Raw genomic sequence first — 15,398 nt, forward strand, 5'->3', positions numbered from 1 at the left:
TTACACCTATTATTTAAATAACATTGCCTTCTTAACTTTATCAGCTTTTTCCTCTGAAATCTTAGACAATATCTCAAAAGCAAAAGGGATGGCCGCTGCTGGACCTCTTCCTGTAATAATATTACCATCTACAACAACTAACTCTTCTTTATAATCACAATTCCCTAACTCATCTTCAAAGCCAGGATAACAAGTTACTTTTTTCCCCTCACTTATTCCTGCTTTTCCTAAAGCAATTGGCCCTGCACAAATTGCACAAACCCATTTCCCATCGTTATTAAATTCTTTAACTAATTCAATAACTCTTTCACTATCTCTTAAGTTTGTTGAACCAGGCATACCTCCAGGTAAAACTATAAAATCATAATTTTCAATTTCTTCATCCATAATATTTTTATCAGCTTTAATTTTTATATTATGAGATGTAGTTACTTCATTGCCTTCTAATGCAAAAGTATAACACTCTACTTCTGCTCTTCTTAAGATATCAACTACTGTTAAACCTTCTAAGGTTTCAAAACCATTTGCTAATAAAACAGCAACCTTCATTTAAATTACCTCCCAAACTTTATTATTCTTATATTATATCTTTAATTTCGTCATCTAATACTATTGTCATTATACTACTACCCTTACCTGCTCTATTTTGAAGTTTAATTTCATCTAGTGATACTTCTTTTCTTTCTTTATTCTTACTAACTAAAGTTATTATATCACTAGATGTAATAGCTACTTCATTCATAGCACTAGAATCAACACTACCTATTAATTTTCCAAAAATAACTTCATCACCTTCTCTTAAGCTAATTCCAGTTACACCTGAAGCTATTTTACCCATTGGATTTATGTTATTTGATAAAAACTTAATTCCCATTCCCTTTTTAGTTATTATTATCATTTCTACATCATTTTCATTATATTTTTCTATAGAAATTAACTCATCACTATCATATTTAAATTTATATGAAGGTTGTAATAAATAATTACCTTCAAATTCTTTTAAATAAGTCTTTTTTACCATTCCTTTTTTAGTAAAGAAATATATAAATTCATTATCATTATAAGAATTAATAGACATTAATTTTATAATTTTTTCACCTTTTTCTAGATTATCAATTATCTTATTTAAAGGAATTTCTCCCTTATCTACCCCTGATAATATGAATGCAGAAACCTTAAACACCTTTGCCATATTTGTGAATAGTAATATGTCACTTAAAGAGTTTGTGCTTACCTTTAAGCTATCACTTTTCTTAATTGAATTAAAGGCTTTTATGTTTCCTTTTGAAGTTATTCCTATATTGAATTCTCTAAACTCCATAGTTTCTATATATTCAACTTTAATAACTTCATCTCTTGAAGGTAAATTAAACATCGATACAGGTAATATATTTCTTGGAGAATCTTCAATATAAGGTATTTGAATATTAAAACTTAACCCTTCTTTAGTTTCAAAGTTTATAAATTCTTTATTTTCATCTTCATTTAATATAATTACATCTATTACTTCTTCACTATCTTTTAATTTTAAAGCTTGAAGTTTAGAGTAATTAGTTTGGAATTTATCTAAAGAACTTCTCTTAATTCCACCTTTTGAAGTTACAAATTGAATATATTTATTTGGCATAAAGCTAGCTAAGGATGTTGCATATACTATACTCTCTTCCTCTAGCTTAAGTGATTTTATAATGCTATCTATCCACTCACCCTTATCTTTCCATTTTCCTTCTGGAATATTTATACCTTTTGTTTGATACATATTTCCTTTATTTGTGAATAAGACTATAGTTTCTGCAGTGTTCGAACTAAATAATAATTTTAATTCATCACCTTCTCTATAATCTATATCATCAGGATTTGCATTTAATCTATTGTATGTCTTTAATGGTATTCTCTTAATAAATCCATCTTTTGATAAAGTAATCATTACATCTTCTATAATAATTAACTCTTCCACATCAATTTTAGCTTCGCTATCATCTTTTATTATTTGTGTTTTTCTAAGAGATCCATACTTTTCGACTACTTCATTTAATTCACTCTTAACTACCTTTAATAATTCCTTTTCTTCAGATAGAATCTTCTTAAGTCTTTTTATTGTTTTCTCAAGTTCAGCATGTTCTTTTTGGAACACCTTAATTTCAAGGCCAGTTAATCTGTATAACATTAATTCCAATATCGCTTCTGCTTGTAATTCTGTGAATCCAAAATTATTTATAAGATTAATTCCAGCATCTTTTTTAGATTTAGATTCTCTTATAGTTTTAATTACCTCATCTAATATATCTATAGCCTTTATAAATCCTTCAACAATATGGAATCTCTTCTCTGCAATTTCTAATTCTCTTCTAGTTCTTCTAGTAACAATTTCCTTTTGGTGGTTAACATAATGCTTTATTATAGTTTTTAGCCCCATAGTTTGTGGCTTACCATCTGCTAAAGCTACCATATTAAAGCTTAAATTACATTGAAGATCAGTTCTCTTATATAAATATTTTAATACTTTATCAACTAATTCCTCATCTGCTGATTTTCTGAATTCTATAACAGCTCTTACACCACTTCTATCAGATTCATCTCTTATATCTGTTATTGACTCTAAAGCCTTAGCATGCCTTTTATCTCCAGTCATTTCTGAAATAGTTTGTAAAAGTCTTGCCTTATTTCTTCTAAACGGGAACTCTGTAATAACTATACCTAGTCTTCCATTTTCAAGTTTCTCAATTGCTGTCTTAGCTCTTAATGTTACCTTTCCCTCTCCAGTCTCATATGCTGATAAAAGAGAATTTTCACCAATAAGTATACCACCTGTAGGCAAATCAGGCCCTTTTATATAATTCATTAATTCTCTTGTAGTTATTTCATTATTATCAATATAAGCTAGTACCCCTTCAACAACTTCTCCTAAGTTATGAGGTGGTATATTAGTTGCAAGTCCTACTGCTATTCCAAAAGTTCCATTAACTAAAAGATTTGGATATCTACTTGGTAATACCTTAGGCTCTAATTCGCTATCAGAATAGTTAGGTACCATATCTACTGTATCTTTATCTATATCTCTTAACATTTCCATAGCAATTGGTGCAAGTCTAGCCTCAGTGTACCTCATTGCAGCAGCGCCATCACCATCCATTGAACCCCAGTTACCATGACCATCTATTAAAGTTTCTTTTGTAGAAAAGTCTTGTGCCATAATAACCATTGCGTCATATACTGATGTATCTCCATGAGGATGAAACTTACCTAAAATATCACCAACTATTCTTGCAGATTTATAATAAGGTTTATCTGGGAAAGCCTTTAATTGATAAGCTCCATATAATATTCTTCTATGAACAGGTTTAAGTCCATCTCTTACATCAGGTAAAGCTCTATCCTTTGCAACTTCAATAGCATAAGGCAAAAAGTTATCAGGCATTGCTTCTTCTAAAAGAACTGTAACTATATTATTATCCCTTGGTATTTCATTAACTTTCTTCGCCATATCTCTTCTCCAATTCTTTACTAAAATTCTCCATATTTATATATATAAGCTTTTCTCGGTTCCACTATATCTCCCATTAATAAAGAAACCATTTTTTCAGCTTTTGCTGCATCTTCTATAGTTACTTGAAGAAGTGTTCTAGTTTCTGGATTTAAAGTAGTTTCCCACAATTGATCTGGATTCATTTCACCAAGACCTTTATATCTTTGAATTAGAGCACCTTTTCCAATTTCCTTCTTAACCTGTTCAAGTTCTTCATCACTATATGCATACTTGTGCACTTCTTTACCTTTAACATTTTTATAAACCTTATATAAAGGCGGCTGTGCTAAATAAAGATGTCCATTTGCAATTAATGGTCTCATATATCTATAAATATAAGTCATCCATAAAGTTCTAATATGATATCCATCAACATCAGCATCACTCATAATTATAATTTTATCGTACTTTAAGTCTTCTTCCTTATAATTATCTAACGTTCCAGTACCTAAGGCAGTATTAAATATTTTCAACTCCTCAGAAGCTAATACATTTTCAAGCTTTTGCTTTTCTGTATTCATTATCTTACCCTTTGATGGCATAATAGTTTGGAATCTTCTATCTCTTGCTTGTTTTGCAGAACCTCCTGCAGAATCTCCCTCAACCACTATAAATTCATTAACAGTATTATCCTTCAATGTACAAACTGCTACTTTTCCAGCAAGTGGCGCTGCTCCTTTACCTATCTTCTTCTTTTCTGCCTCATTAATTTTTTTAATTTTTTCTCTTCTTTGAGCTGCTTGAAGAGCATTATTAATTATCATACTAGCTACTTCTTTATTATCTTCTATCCATTCGATAAACTTAGTATAAGTTAAGTCATTCATCATAGTATAGGCTTCTGCAGATCCAAGCTTAGTTTTTGTTTGCCCTTCGAAGATTGGATTAGTAATTTTTATTCTTACTATAGCAGTCATACCTTCTCTTAAATCATCACCCTCGAACTCTTTATCTTTTTCTTTTATAAGTCCAAGTTTTTTAGCTCCTTCTTTAAAAGCTCTAGTCATCCCTGTTTTAAACCCTGTTTCATGAGTTCCTGCTTCAGTAGTAGGTATGTTATTAACATAACTTGCTATATTCTCTGTTGTTGAATCAGTAAATTGAATACATACTTCTCCAAACATCTGAATATTATTAACTGTTTTCTCTCCCTCAAAGTAAATTGGCACTTGATGAAGAGCAGTTTTACTTTCATTTAAATATTCTATAAAATCTAAAAGTCCTCTTTCAGAGTAATATTCTTTTCTAAATTCTTCTTCTTTTCTTAAATCTACTAATTCTAAATGAATTCCCTTATTTTGAAAAGCTAATTCTTGTAATCTTTCATCTATTATGTCAACTTTAAAATCAATAGTAGAAAATACTTCTTTATCAGGCATAAAGGTTACCTTCGTGCCTGTCTCTTTACTTTTGCCTACTATCTCCAATTTTGTTACAGGAGTCCCTGGCATTTCTTTCTTTAGTCCTTTATCATAAGCATATTCAAATCTTTGCTTATATATATTCCCATTTTGACACACTTCAACTTCTAGCCAAGACGATAGAGCATTTACTACTGCCGCTCCTACACCATGTAATCCACCAGAAGTTTTATAATTTTTATTATTGAACTTCCCCCCAGTATGAAGTTCAGTAAAGACCATTTCTACTCCAGATTTTTTCTTAATTGGATGGATGCCTGTTGGAATTCCTCTTCCATTATCTATTATTGTTATACTCTTATCTTTATTTATTATAATGGTGGCCTTATTACCATAGCCATTAGAAATTTCATCTATTGAATTATCTAAAATTTCCCATATACAATGATGTAACCCCTTTGTTCCTGTTGAACCAATATACATCCCCGGTCTTACTCTAACCGGTTCTAATTTTTCTAAGGAAGTTAAATCTGTAACGTCATATCCCTTCACTAACTCTGTGCTCATACAAACCTCCAAAATAATTTTATTAATAAACTAAGGTTCTTTGCTTAGTTTAACCATCCCTACTCAATATAATCTTTTTAATTTTATCATAATTAAACTACAAATAAAAATATAAATCTTTATTCTCAAAAAGTCAAACTAATGTTCGCAATTAAGTAAATAGTATATTTAAAATATATTGAAAGTAAAAAAAGACATAGCAAAATGGCTATGTCTTTTATATTAAACATCACATATTTCAATATTTCTTACATGCTTTGTCGGATTCCATTCTTTATTATTTTTTCTAAGCATACCTTCAATTGTTATTGGTATCCAAGTTAATGTATATAAAGAATATAGTAAGAATCTAAAGAACATTATAAGTTTCTTTTTGCCTAAGAATAATGCTGTTGCTAATATAAATGCTACATTAAATATAATATCTATTAACAATACTTGCATATAGTTATCTGTATATGCTGTAAATAATGGTAATATAAACACATTAGATGAATAGAAAGCCATCATCCAGAATAGTCCAGCTGATATCTTTTTATCTAATCTTAACATTAATGGAGTAACTAGAAATTGAGTAACACAAATAAATTTAAACATAAAATCTCCAGTAATGTAATTTATCATAAATATATTACTTGGTATCATACTTTGGATAAAACTTAAAACTGTTGATATACCAATCATTAATGTAAAGAAAGGTTGTATTACATATAAAGCACAGTCTAAAACAAACCATTTTCTTTCCTTAATTCCTTTTTTAAACAATTTAAAGAAATATCTTGATGCTACATCTGTAAATCCTTGCATCCATCTTCTTCTTTGTATCCAAGATTGCTTTAATAACAATGGCTTTTCGTCATAAATAATTGCATCATGAGCCCAACCTACTTTTTCATCATTTAGTATCAACTTACAACTAAATTCTAAGTCTTCAGTTAAGCAAGTTGCTCCCCAGCCAAATTCTTTCAATACATCTAAATCTATTGCAAAACCTGTGCCTCCTATTTGGTTAGATAGTCCAACATTTGCTCTAGCTAATTGGAACATTCTATTTTGAGTCCAAAATGCTATAGAGTATGAGGTTGATATCCATGAATCATTAGGATTTTTACTATCTATGTAGCCTTGTACAACTTTATATCCCTCTAACATTTTAGAGTTTATTTCTCTGCACCAATTTTTTGAAACTAAGTTATCAGCATCAAAAATTGCTACTGCATCATATTTCTTTTTCATATTAAAGATTTTATCAAACATCCACTCTAGTGCATATCCCTTACCTTTTTGTTCACTATTGAACCTTTCATAAACATACACACCATACTTTCTTGCTATCTTTGCAGTATTGTCAGTACAATTGTCTGCAATTACAAAAATATCAAAAAGTTCCCTTGGATAGTTCTGATTCAGCATACTTTCAATTAATTTACCAATTACTACTTCTTCATTGTGAGCAGCTACTATCATTGCAAATTTTTTAGTTGGTGTATAATTTTTCTTTTCTTTTTTTCTTTTCAATCCGAAGAAAGCTAATATAAAATAATACATCATTAATGCAAATACAACCAATTGAAATACAGCAGTTGCAGCAAAAACAATTTCTCCCATTTAATCCACTCCTTAAAATAAAGGGTATTCTTCTAAAATTACTACTTATAATTTCCCTCTAACATCAAATTAAATATATTCCAATACTAGTAAAAAATCAAGTGTACAAATCTTAAAATTTAATTAATATTATCTTGGCAACGTTTTTAATCGCTTCTTAATATTATTTTATCCTACATAATTAAAGATATAATAAACTTATTTCGGTAATAAATTCCTACAAAAAAATGAAGAAGCTTTTTATATTAAAATTTAATATAAAAAGCTTCTAATATAAACTCAAAATAGGGGTTGCTATTTTAGAGATTTACACAATATTATTATACTATTCCTTGAGACATCATCGCTTCTGCAACCTTTAAGAATCCTGAAATATTTGCTCCCATTAATATGTTTCCTGAATCACCATATTCCTCAGCAGCTTTTTTAGAATTCTTATAAATATTAACCATAATTTCCTTAAGTTTTGCATCTACTTCTTCAAATGTCCATGATAATCTCATACTATTTTGTGACATTTCAAGTGCTGAACAAGCAACACCACCTGCATTAGCTGCCTTAGCTGGTCCAAACATAACTCCAGCCTTTTGTAATTCTTCAATAGCATCTAAATTAGTTGGCATATTAGCCCCTTCTGAAACTACTTGAACTCCATTTTTTATTAAAATTTTAGCAGCTTCTATATCTATTTCTCCTTGTGTTGCACAAGGTAGGGCTATATCGCATTTTTCTTCCCATATCCTTCTGTATCCTTCTACAAATTTTGCATTAGGAACTTTATCTAAGTATTCACTAATTCTTCCTCTTTTAACTTCTTTAATTTCTTTCACTATATCTAAATTAATTCCATTTTCATCATATATATATCCATCAGAATCACTTAGCGCTACGACTTTAGCTCCTAATTCTGTTGCTTTCTGGCAAGCATATATTGCAACATTACCTGATCCTGAAATAACTACTTTTTTATCTTTAAAACTTGAATTATTATCATTTAACATTTCTTCAGTAAAATATACTAATCCATATCCAGTAGCTTCTGTTCTTGTCAGACTTCCACCATATGTTAGTCCTTTGCCTGTTAATACACCTTGATCATTCGAATTTCTAATTTTTTTATAATAACCATACATATAGCCAATTTCTCTTCCACCAACCCCAATATCACCTGCTGGGACATCAGTATCTAAACCTATATGCTTACATAACTCAGCCATAAAACTTTGACAAAATCTCATTACCTCTCTATCTGATTTTCCTTTCGGATCAAAATCAGAACCTCCTTTACCACCACCAATAGGTAGTCCAGTTAATGAATTCTTAAAAATTTGTTCAAAGCCCAAAAACTTTATTATACTTTGATTTACTGAAGGATGAAATCTTAATCCACCTTTATATGGTCCTATTGCACTATTAAATTGGACTCTGAATCCCCTATTCACTTGCACTTTGCCTGAATCATCAATCCATGGAACTCTAAAAAATATTTGTCTTTCAGGTTCCACCAATCTTTCTAATATCCCTTCTTCTATATATTCAGGATGCTTGTCAAATACGGGAACAAGAGAATTTAAAACCTCCTTAATAGCATCTAGAAATTCTTTTTCTCCACAGTTTCTTTTTTCAACTTCATTAATTACTTTGCTAACATATTCTTTTCCTGACAACATTGCCACCTCTTTATTTATATAGTATATGATACAATATTAGTTTATTTTTTGATATATTTTTTTAAAATATTCAAAATTCTTGTTAATTTATTAAAATTATAAAGCTTTTTATAACTTTTTGCAAATAGAAAATTTAAAATATTTATATAAAAATGATGGAAATCATAAGACTTCCACCTAAACTCGAATTTACTTTCTGTTTTTTTCTATTTCATCAATTATCCTATTAATTAATTTTATATTATGACCTTTACTATTTATATAAATTGGAATAGCAGTGATAATTCCAACAATGGTTCCACAAATAATATCCCACATTGTGTCATGTAAGCTGTTATTCTGTGCAGATAAGCCAAATAGGGAATCAGTTGTAAATTCCCAAATCTCCCAAACTCCAGCAGCTGCCGTTGCAAAAAGAATTACAAATATAACTGAAGTTAATGGTTTCATTTCCTTTCTAGATATGTCATTAGTTAAATATATAAATAATACATATCCAATTATCGCTATTACAGCTCCAGATAATAGGTGTAGGAACTTATCATAATTAGGTATTCCATAAAAATTCCAAACACTTGCTAAATACATTGATAAAAAAATAAAAGTCATATTAATATAATAAATTATGCTTGAACCTTTAAGAAAGCTTTTTATATATAATAAATATACTAATATTATAGTTACAAAAGTTAGAGCAATTCTAAATAATTTTTCTCCATTCCCTATATAGAGAGCATAGATTGCAGTAAAAATTAATACTATCGTAAATACTACTGCAACAATAAATTCTTTATTTTTAAGTTTCTCTTTCACAATAATCACTCCTAAAATATAAGTCTCTATATTATTCTATTATAACTTAAATTTAATATTTGTTTTTTTCTCTCTTTATGATTAATTAATATTAACTTATTAAAGATTTCTTATTAAATAAAATAAATGCAATCACAAAACCTATTAATAATCCTCCAATATGAGCAAAATTATCTATATTAGGTATTGTTATTCCTATTATTACATTTAGACCTATAGTCTCTAATATATTTTTCGCATAACCCTTACCTATTTTTTTTCTTTCTTTAATTCCAAATACAAGCATAGCACCTAAAAGTCCAAAAACCGCTCCTGATGCACCAACTGATATACTTTCAGGCTTAAATAAGTAACTAAAAACATTTCCACCTAGTGCTGATAATAAATAAATAATTAAGAATCTCTTACCTCCATATACATTTTCAACTTGTCTCCCTATAATATTAAGTGCACTCATATTAAATAATATATGTACTATCCCTCCATGTAGGAAAGCTGCAGTAAGCAATCTATAGAATTGTCCATTATTTATAAACAAGTTTATCTTAGCACCCATTTCTGCTAAAGTATAAATATCTATATCTATAAAATTTCTCGATTTAATTATTTCAACTAAAAAAATTATTATGTTTATTAGAATAATAGTATATGTGTATTTATATTCCTTTATTCCTTTCCTCTTATTATTATCCACCTTTAATATATAATCTATTACTGGTATAAAAGCTTTTGAACCTTCACTACAATAAATAACATTTCTTTCCTTTAATGAAAAGACCAATTTATTATAATAATTTTCTCCGTAACTTATATAATCACCTGAGGTAAGTACTATTAAATTAATTATAAATGGTTTATTTAAGGTATCTGACAAATATTCTCTAGCTTCGTTATATATTACATCCTCTTCGGAATCGTTCACAACTAAAACAGCAATATAAGCACTATCAAGCTCTAGAAGGGCTAACCACTTTTCTTCATTATTATAATTACTATAATAATCCTTCATGAAAAACTTCATTTCTTTAGTCAAAACATTAAAAAATATCTTCTCAAACTTTTCCAATAATATCCCCCATTCCTAAAAATTAATATGCATTCACACAATGTAATAGGAATTTATAAAAAGTTATTTATAGGGTGAACTTTTTATAAATTCCTTCCTTTAGTTTAGAGGGAGATAAATATCATATGATGCCGACTTGGAGTTTACGAGGTCGCAAAGAATATGATATTTATCTCCCTTTTTATATAATTAATTTATCTCTTTATCTAGCATATCTAATAATTCATTAAATCTTTCTATAGTAGCTTCTAAAGGTTTTGAAGTAGTCATATCAACGCCTGCATTTTTTAGAATTTCTATAGGATAGTCACTTCCACCACTCTTTAAGAATGCAATATATTTATTAACATCGTCTTCCTTTCCTTCAAGAATTGCTTTAGCAAATGCAGAAGCTGCTGCATAACCTGTTGCATATTGATAAACATAAAAATCTGAATAGAAATGTGGTATTCTTGCCCATTCTATATCTATTTCATTATCAACAACCATATCTGGACCAAAGTACTTAACATTAAGATCATGCCAAGCTTTATTATAATCTTCTGCAGTTAATGGTATTCCCTTCTCTAATGATTCATGAGTATAAAGTTCAAATTCTGCAAACATTAATTGCCTAAATACTGTAGTTCTTATTTGCTCTAATTCCTGATTAATTAAATATAATTTTTTATTCTTATCTTCTTCTTTATTTATTAAATGATGAATTAATAAAGCTTCATTCGTAGTTGATGCTACTTCTGCACAGAACAATGTATAACCTGCATAAATATATGGTTGTTCTTTTCTTGAGTAATAAGAATGTATTGAATGACCCATTTCATGAGCTAATGTTGAAACATCATGCAATTCATAATTATAGTTTAAAAGCACATATGGCATAGTTTTGTATCCACCCCAAGAATATGCTCCACCTCTTTTTCCTTTGTTTTGATATATATCTATCCAGCCGTCTTGAACTCCAGATTTAAATATGTCTAAATACTCTTTTCCTAAAGGTTGTAATCCTTCAAGTACTATATTAACAGCCTCATTAAACTCAATGTGTTCCTTAGGTATTTCTATAACAGGAACATATAAATCATACATATGCATTTCATCTAAGCCCAATAATTTTTTCTTTAATGATACATATCTATGAAGAGACTTCAAATTATCATCAATAGTTTTAACAGCATTTTTATATACTTCTACAGGTATATCATTTGGCTTTAAAGATGATTCAAGAGCAGAATTATACTTTCTTATTTTTGCACCAAAATTAAAGTTTTTAATTGAACTACTTAGAGTTGTTGCAAAAGTATTTTCTAAGTCTTTATATTTTCCAAATAATGTATTAAAAGCTTCTTTTCTTACCTTTCTATCCTTACTCTTTATAAATGAAGAATAGTTTCCTTCTGTAAGTTCTACCTTTTCACCATCTTCATCTATGATATCTCCAAATTTCATATCTGCATTAGTTAACATATTATGAATAGATGATGGTGCATCTAAGCAATCTGAAACTGAAGCTAAAAGCTCTTCCTCTGATTTACTTAGTATATGTGGTTTTTCTTTCAAAATATCTTCAAACATAAACTTATAAGTTTGAAGTTCTTCATTATTATTAATTATATCTCTTATAAGACTTTCATCTTGGCTAAGTATTTCGGGAACAAAGTAAGCTGTATAAGAAGCATATTCAGCCATATATGCATCAACTTTATTCATCATGGCTTGATATTTAGAGTTTGAAGTATCTTCATCACATTTTAAATGAGCATAAATATATACGCTTTCAGCTCTAACTCCTAAATCTACATATTTATCTAAAAATGCCTTTATATTTTCTTTATTATTTAATTTACCTTCGAAATCTTTAAGTGATGGAGCCTCTTTTTTTAAATTTTTAAAAGCTTCCTCCCATTCATTATCACTATTAAATATCTTATCTAATTTCCATTTGTATTTATCATCTATTTCGTCTCTTTTTTTCAATACCTTTAAATCACTCATAACCTCCGCCTAAATTAGGCTCTCCTTTCTATATATATTCTTCTTCCTTTCCTTCAATGTCTTTGAATACATCTTCCATTGATGATTCTATTAGATTTACACACTCAGTTATTCTTTCTTTCATAACCTCATAATCATCTACATAATTAAATTTTATTAAAAATGTTGGATTATATTCATCTAATACGTCCTCTATCTCGAATTCTTCTTTAACAAAACATTCGTAATTAAATAAGTCGTATATAGCTGAGTATTCCCATTCTTCTACATCTTTATTTGTATCAAAGATTAAATTAACTTCTCCATTTATTACAAATAGTTTTTTTACAAATAAAGCTCCCTCAGAAACTTGAAAGCTTCCTAACTCTTTTGTTATAAATCCTGTATCCTTATCTTTTTCCATTAAAACTAAGCTTGAAAAATCCATTTATATTTCCTCCAACTCTTCACTTTTGTATTCTTATATATATTATATGTTTTATCCATATTATATAGCAATATATGTATTTATTCTATGATTGAAAATGAATTATTTAGCAAAAAATACTTAATATAAATTAATTAATACAAAAAAGTAATTGTTGCAAATCATTTGCATTATCATATATAATTATTTTAGAATATTTAGGAGATGATTTAATGATTGATATAAAGAACCTATGTTTTTCATATACAAATAAAGCACCATACATACTTAATGATATTAATTTAAGTTTACCTCAAGGAATTTATTTATCTATAGTTGGTGAAAATGGTAGTTGCAAAACAACATTAATAAAATTAATTTTAGGTTTATTAAAACCTTCATCTGGAAGTATAGAAATCGACTCAAAATCTATCGGCTATGTACCTCAAAGGTTAGATTCTTTTAACTCTCAGTTTCCAATTACAGTTAAAGAGGTTTTATCGTGCCATAAAAAAACTTTAAAAAATAATTTAATTAATATAGATTCAATTCTAAAAGATGTTAATATGTTAGATTTTAAAAATAGACTTTTAGGAATGTTATCTGGTGGGCAGCAACAAAGAGTTTTAATTGCTCGTGCTTTAATGGGCAATCCTGATATAATAATATTAGATGAACCTTCAACGGGTGTTGATGAAAATAATCAAAAAGAAATATATAATATTTTAAGAAGATTAAATAAAGAAGATAAAAAAACTATAATATCAATAGAACATAATTTAGATATAGCCATAAATAATTCAACTCATATTCTTAAAATTGAAAATGCAGATATAAAATTATTTACTGTAAGTGAATTCAAAGAATATCAAAAAAATAGTTTTAATGATTAATTATTAAGAAAGGTAGATTACATGTTACAATTAGATTTTATGCAAAATGCTTTTATAGCCGGCTTTATTATATCTATTCTCTGCCCTTTTATAGGTCTTTTTTTAGTACTTAGGCGATACTCTATGATAGGAGATACACTATCCCACTCTTCCTTTGCAGGAGTTGCTATAGGATTAGTTATTGGGGTTAACCCTTTAATAACAGCATTTTTATTTACTACTTTCTGTGCAATTATTATAGAATTATTAAGAGAATATTATAAGAAATACGCTGAACTAGTTATGTCTTTAGTATTAACTTTCAGCTTAGGTATAGCCATTGTACTAATTAGTAGCGGAAAGGCTTCTGCCAAAGTTAATTCATTTTTATTCGGTAGCATACTAACAGTATCTTCTGAAGACATACTTTTAATATTAATAGTAGGTATAATTTGCTTAATTGCTTTAATATTCTTGTACAACAAGCTTATATACATAACATTTGATGAAGAAGGTGCTAAAACTTCTGGGATAAAAGTGAAACTTATTAATTATATTTTTACAATATTAGTTGGTGCAACTATTTCAATGTCAATTAGAGTTATGGGGATTTTAGTAATTTCATCTATTATGATAGTCCCAGTAGCTACAGCTATGCAGTTAAAAAAAGGCTTCAAAACTACGCTTTTAACCGCTATAGGTTTTGGAATATTTGATATTATGATGGGGTTAGTTTTATCCTACTATGTTAATAGTGCCCCTGGAGGTACAATAGCTCTAACATCAGTATTTACTTTAATAATAGTAATAATTCTAGAAAGATTTATTACTTCCAAATAAAATAGAGAAAAAATATGATGCTAGCTGTTCCGTCGCATGCTCCAAGTCACACTAGCATCATATTTTTTCTCTTACTAGCTAAAGGTAATAATTCCTCATTTCATTCGGAATTATAAAAAATAAAGTATATTTTCTATATGTAGAAAATATACTTTATTTTTTTTCAGCTCTATTCGAATTTTTTACAATCATCACATATACCATTTAACTCTAACTTATGCTTTGTTAAACTAAAGCCAACCTTTGCTTTAATAGCTTCCTCAATTTCCTCCATTGGACATGGAATTTCAACGCACTTATGACAGACATCGCACTCTAAAATATGCTTATGATTTTCTTTTTTTAGAACATATATTGCAGGTCCATCTATATTTATTTTCTTTATTACATCTTTTTCTTCTAATGTATCTAAAGTTCTATATATAGTACTTAAATTTAAGTTATTATTTTGTTTTTTACACTCAGTATATATACACTCTGCAGAAAGTCCCTTATCTGAAGATGATATTATATTTAAAATAGAAATTCTTCCTGCTGTAATCCTAATTCCTTTTTCCTTTAAATAATTTTCCCAGATCATGTTCTTCTCCTAACGTTATAATCTTTATATAATTATAGCACTATTATGTTGGTTATTAAATAAGAAAATAGTTTCAACAGATTTTAATTATATAAAA

At 28.3% G+C, this 15,398-nt stretch carries 12 protein-coding genes; 2 read left to right on the forward strand and 10 right to left on the reverse strand.

Going from position 1 to position 15,398, the window contains the following annotated elements:
* Positions 1 to 9 precede the first annotated feature (9 nt).
* The 9 genes from QK892_RS02780 to QK892_RS02820 all read right to left on the reverse strand — a co-directional run bounded on the left by QK892_RS02780 (position 10) and on the right by QK892_RS02820 (position 13,030).
* Positions 10 to 549, reverse strand: a complete 540-nt coding sequence (locus QK892_RS02780) for a DJ-1 family glyoxalase III (RefSeq protein ID WP_317272000.1) — start codon at positions 547 to 549, stop codon at positions 10 to 12.
* A 28-nt stretch (positions 550 to 577) separates the two neighbouring features.
* Positions 578 to 3,484 carry a DNA topoisomerase IV subunit A gene (locus QK892_RS02785; protein ID WP_317272001.1) on the reverse strand — a complete coding sequence of 969 codons (2,907 nt, stop codon included), beginning with the start codon at positions 3,482 to 3,484 and terminating at the stop codon, positions 578 to 580.
* A 20-nt stretch (positions 3,485 to 3,504) separates the two neighbouring features.
* Positions 3,505 to 5,454 carry a DNA gyrase/topoisomerase IV subunit B gene (locus QK892_RS02790; protein WP_317272002.1) on the reverse strand — a complete coding sequence of 650 codons (1,950 nt, stop codon included), beginning with the start codon at positions 5,452 to 5,454 and terminating at the stop codon, positions 3,505 to 3,507.
* A 222-nt stretch (positions 5,455 to 5,676) separates the two neighbouring features.
* Positions 5,677 to 7,062: a glycosyltransferase family 2 protein gene (locus QK892_RS02795; RefSeq protein WP_317272003.1), complete on the reverse strand. Its 1,386-nt coding sequence runs from the start codon at positions 7,060 to 7,062 to the stop codon at positions 5,677 to 5,679.
* Between the two features lie 320 nt (positions 7,063 to 7,382).
* Positions 7,383 to 8,729, reverse strand: coding sequence for an NADP-specific glutamate dehydrogenase (gene gdhA / locus QK892_RS02800; RefSeq protein ID WP_317272059.1), 1,347 nt, complete (start codon positions 8,727 to 8,729; stop codon positions 7,383 to 7,385).
* 192 nt (positions 8,730 to 8,921) lie between these two features.
* Positions 8,922 to 9,545, reverse strand: coding sequence for a hypothetical protein (locus QK892_RS02805; RefSeq protein WP_317272004.1), 624 nt, complete (start codon positions 9,543 to 9,545; stop codon positions 8,922 to 8,924).
* Between the two features lie 91 nt (positions 9,546 to 9,636).
* The gene (locus QK892_RS02810; protein ID WP_317272005.1) at positions 9,637 to 10,611 is read right to left on the reverse strand and encodes a rhomboid family intramembrane serine protease; all 975 of its coding nucleotides are present in this window, start codon (positions 10,609 to 10,611) and stop codon (positions 9,637 to 9,639) included.
* Between the two features lie 189 nt (positions 10,612 to 10,800).
* On the reverse strand, positions 10,801 to 12,603 hold the full coding sequence (pepF, locus tag QK892_RS02815; protein ID WP_317272006.1) for an oligoendopeptidase F: 1,803 nt from the start codon (positions 12,601 to 12,603) through the stop codon (positions 10,801 to 10,803).
* A gap of 28 nt (positions 12,604 to 12,631) precedes the next feature.
* A complete protein-coding gene (locus QK892_RS02820; RefSeq protein WP_317272007.1) occupies positions 12,632 to 13,030 on the reverse strand; it encodes a DUF6762 family protein in 399 nt (132 codons plus the stop codon).
* Positions 13,031 to 13,242: 212 nt separating this feature from the next.
* Between QK892_RS02820 and QK892_RS02825 the strand changes: the two genes are divergently transcribed.
* Positions 13,243 to 13,902, forward strand: coding sequence for a metal ABC transporter ATP-binding protein (locus tag QK892_RS02825; protein WP_317272008.1), 660 nt, complete (start codon positions 13,243 to 13,245; stop codon positions 13,900 to 13,902).
* A 21-nt stretch (positions 13,903 to 13,923) separates the two neighbouring features.
* Complete coding sequence (locus QK892_RS02830; protein ID WP_317272009.1) at positions 13,924 to 14,721, forward strand: metal ABC transporter permease; 798 nt, start codon at positions 13,924 to 13,926, stop codon at positions 14,719 to 14,721.
* A gap of 169 nt (positions 14,722 to 14,890) precedes the next feature.
* Here the strand turns inward: QK892_RS02830 and QK892_RS02835 are convergent, their stop codons facing one another.
* On the reverse strand, positions 14,891 to 15,301 hold the full coding sequence (locus QK892_RS02835; protein ID WP_317272010.1) for a Fur family transcriptional regulator: 411 nt from the start codon (positions 15,299 to 15,301) through the stop codon (positions 14,891 to 14,893).
* Positions 15,302 to 15,398 lie beyond the last annotated feature (97 nt).

Source organism: Clostridium lamae (assembly GCF_033043255.1).
In the GTDB taxonomy this organism is placed as follows: Bacteria; Bacillota; Clostridia; order Clostridiales; family Clostridiaceae; genus Clostridium; species Clostridium lamae.

Excerpts from the sequence above, each read along its gene's own strand:
- QK892_RS02780 (WP_317272000.1), bottom strand. The coding sequence starts at position 549 with ATGAAGGTTGCTGTTTTATTAGCAAATGGTTTTGAAACCTTAGAAGGT.
- QK892_RS02785 (WP_317272001.1), bottom strand. The coding sequence starts at position 3,484 with ATGGCGAAGAAAGTTAATGAAATACCAAGGGATAATAATATAGTTACA.
- QK892_RS02790 (WP_317272002.1), bottom strand. The coding sequence starts at position 5,454 with ATGAGCACAGAGTTAGTGAAGGGATATGACGTTACAGATTTAACTTCC.
- QK892_RS02795 (WP_317272003.1), bottom strand. The coding sequence starts at position 7,062 with ATGGGAGAAATTGTTTTTGCTGCAACTGCTGTATTTCAATTGGTTGTA.
- pepF (WP_317272006.1), bottom strand. The coding sequence starts at position 12,603 with ATGAGTGATTTAAAGGTATTGAAAAAAAGAGACGAAATAGATGATAAA.
- QK892_RS02820 (WP_317272007.1), bottom strand. The coding sequence starts at position 13,030 with ATGGATTTTTCAAGCTTAGTTTTAATGGAAAAAGATAAGGATACAGGA.
- QK892_RS02825 (WP_317272008.1), top strand. The coding sequence starts at position 13,243 with ATGATTGATATAAAGAACCTATGTTTTTCATATACAAATAAAGCACCA.
- QK892_RS02830 (WP_317272009.1), top strand. The coding sequence starts at position 13,924 with ATGTTACAATTAGATTTTATGCAAAATGCTTTTATAGCCGGCTTTATT.
- QK892_RS02835 (WP_317272010.1), bottom strand. The coding sequence starts at position 15,301 with ATGATCTGGGAAAATTATTTAAAGGAAAAAGGAATTAGGATTACAGCA.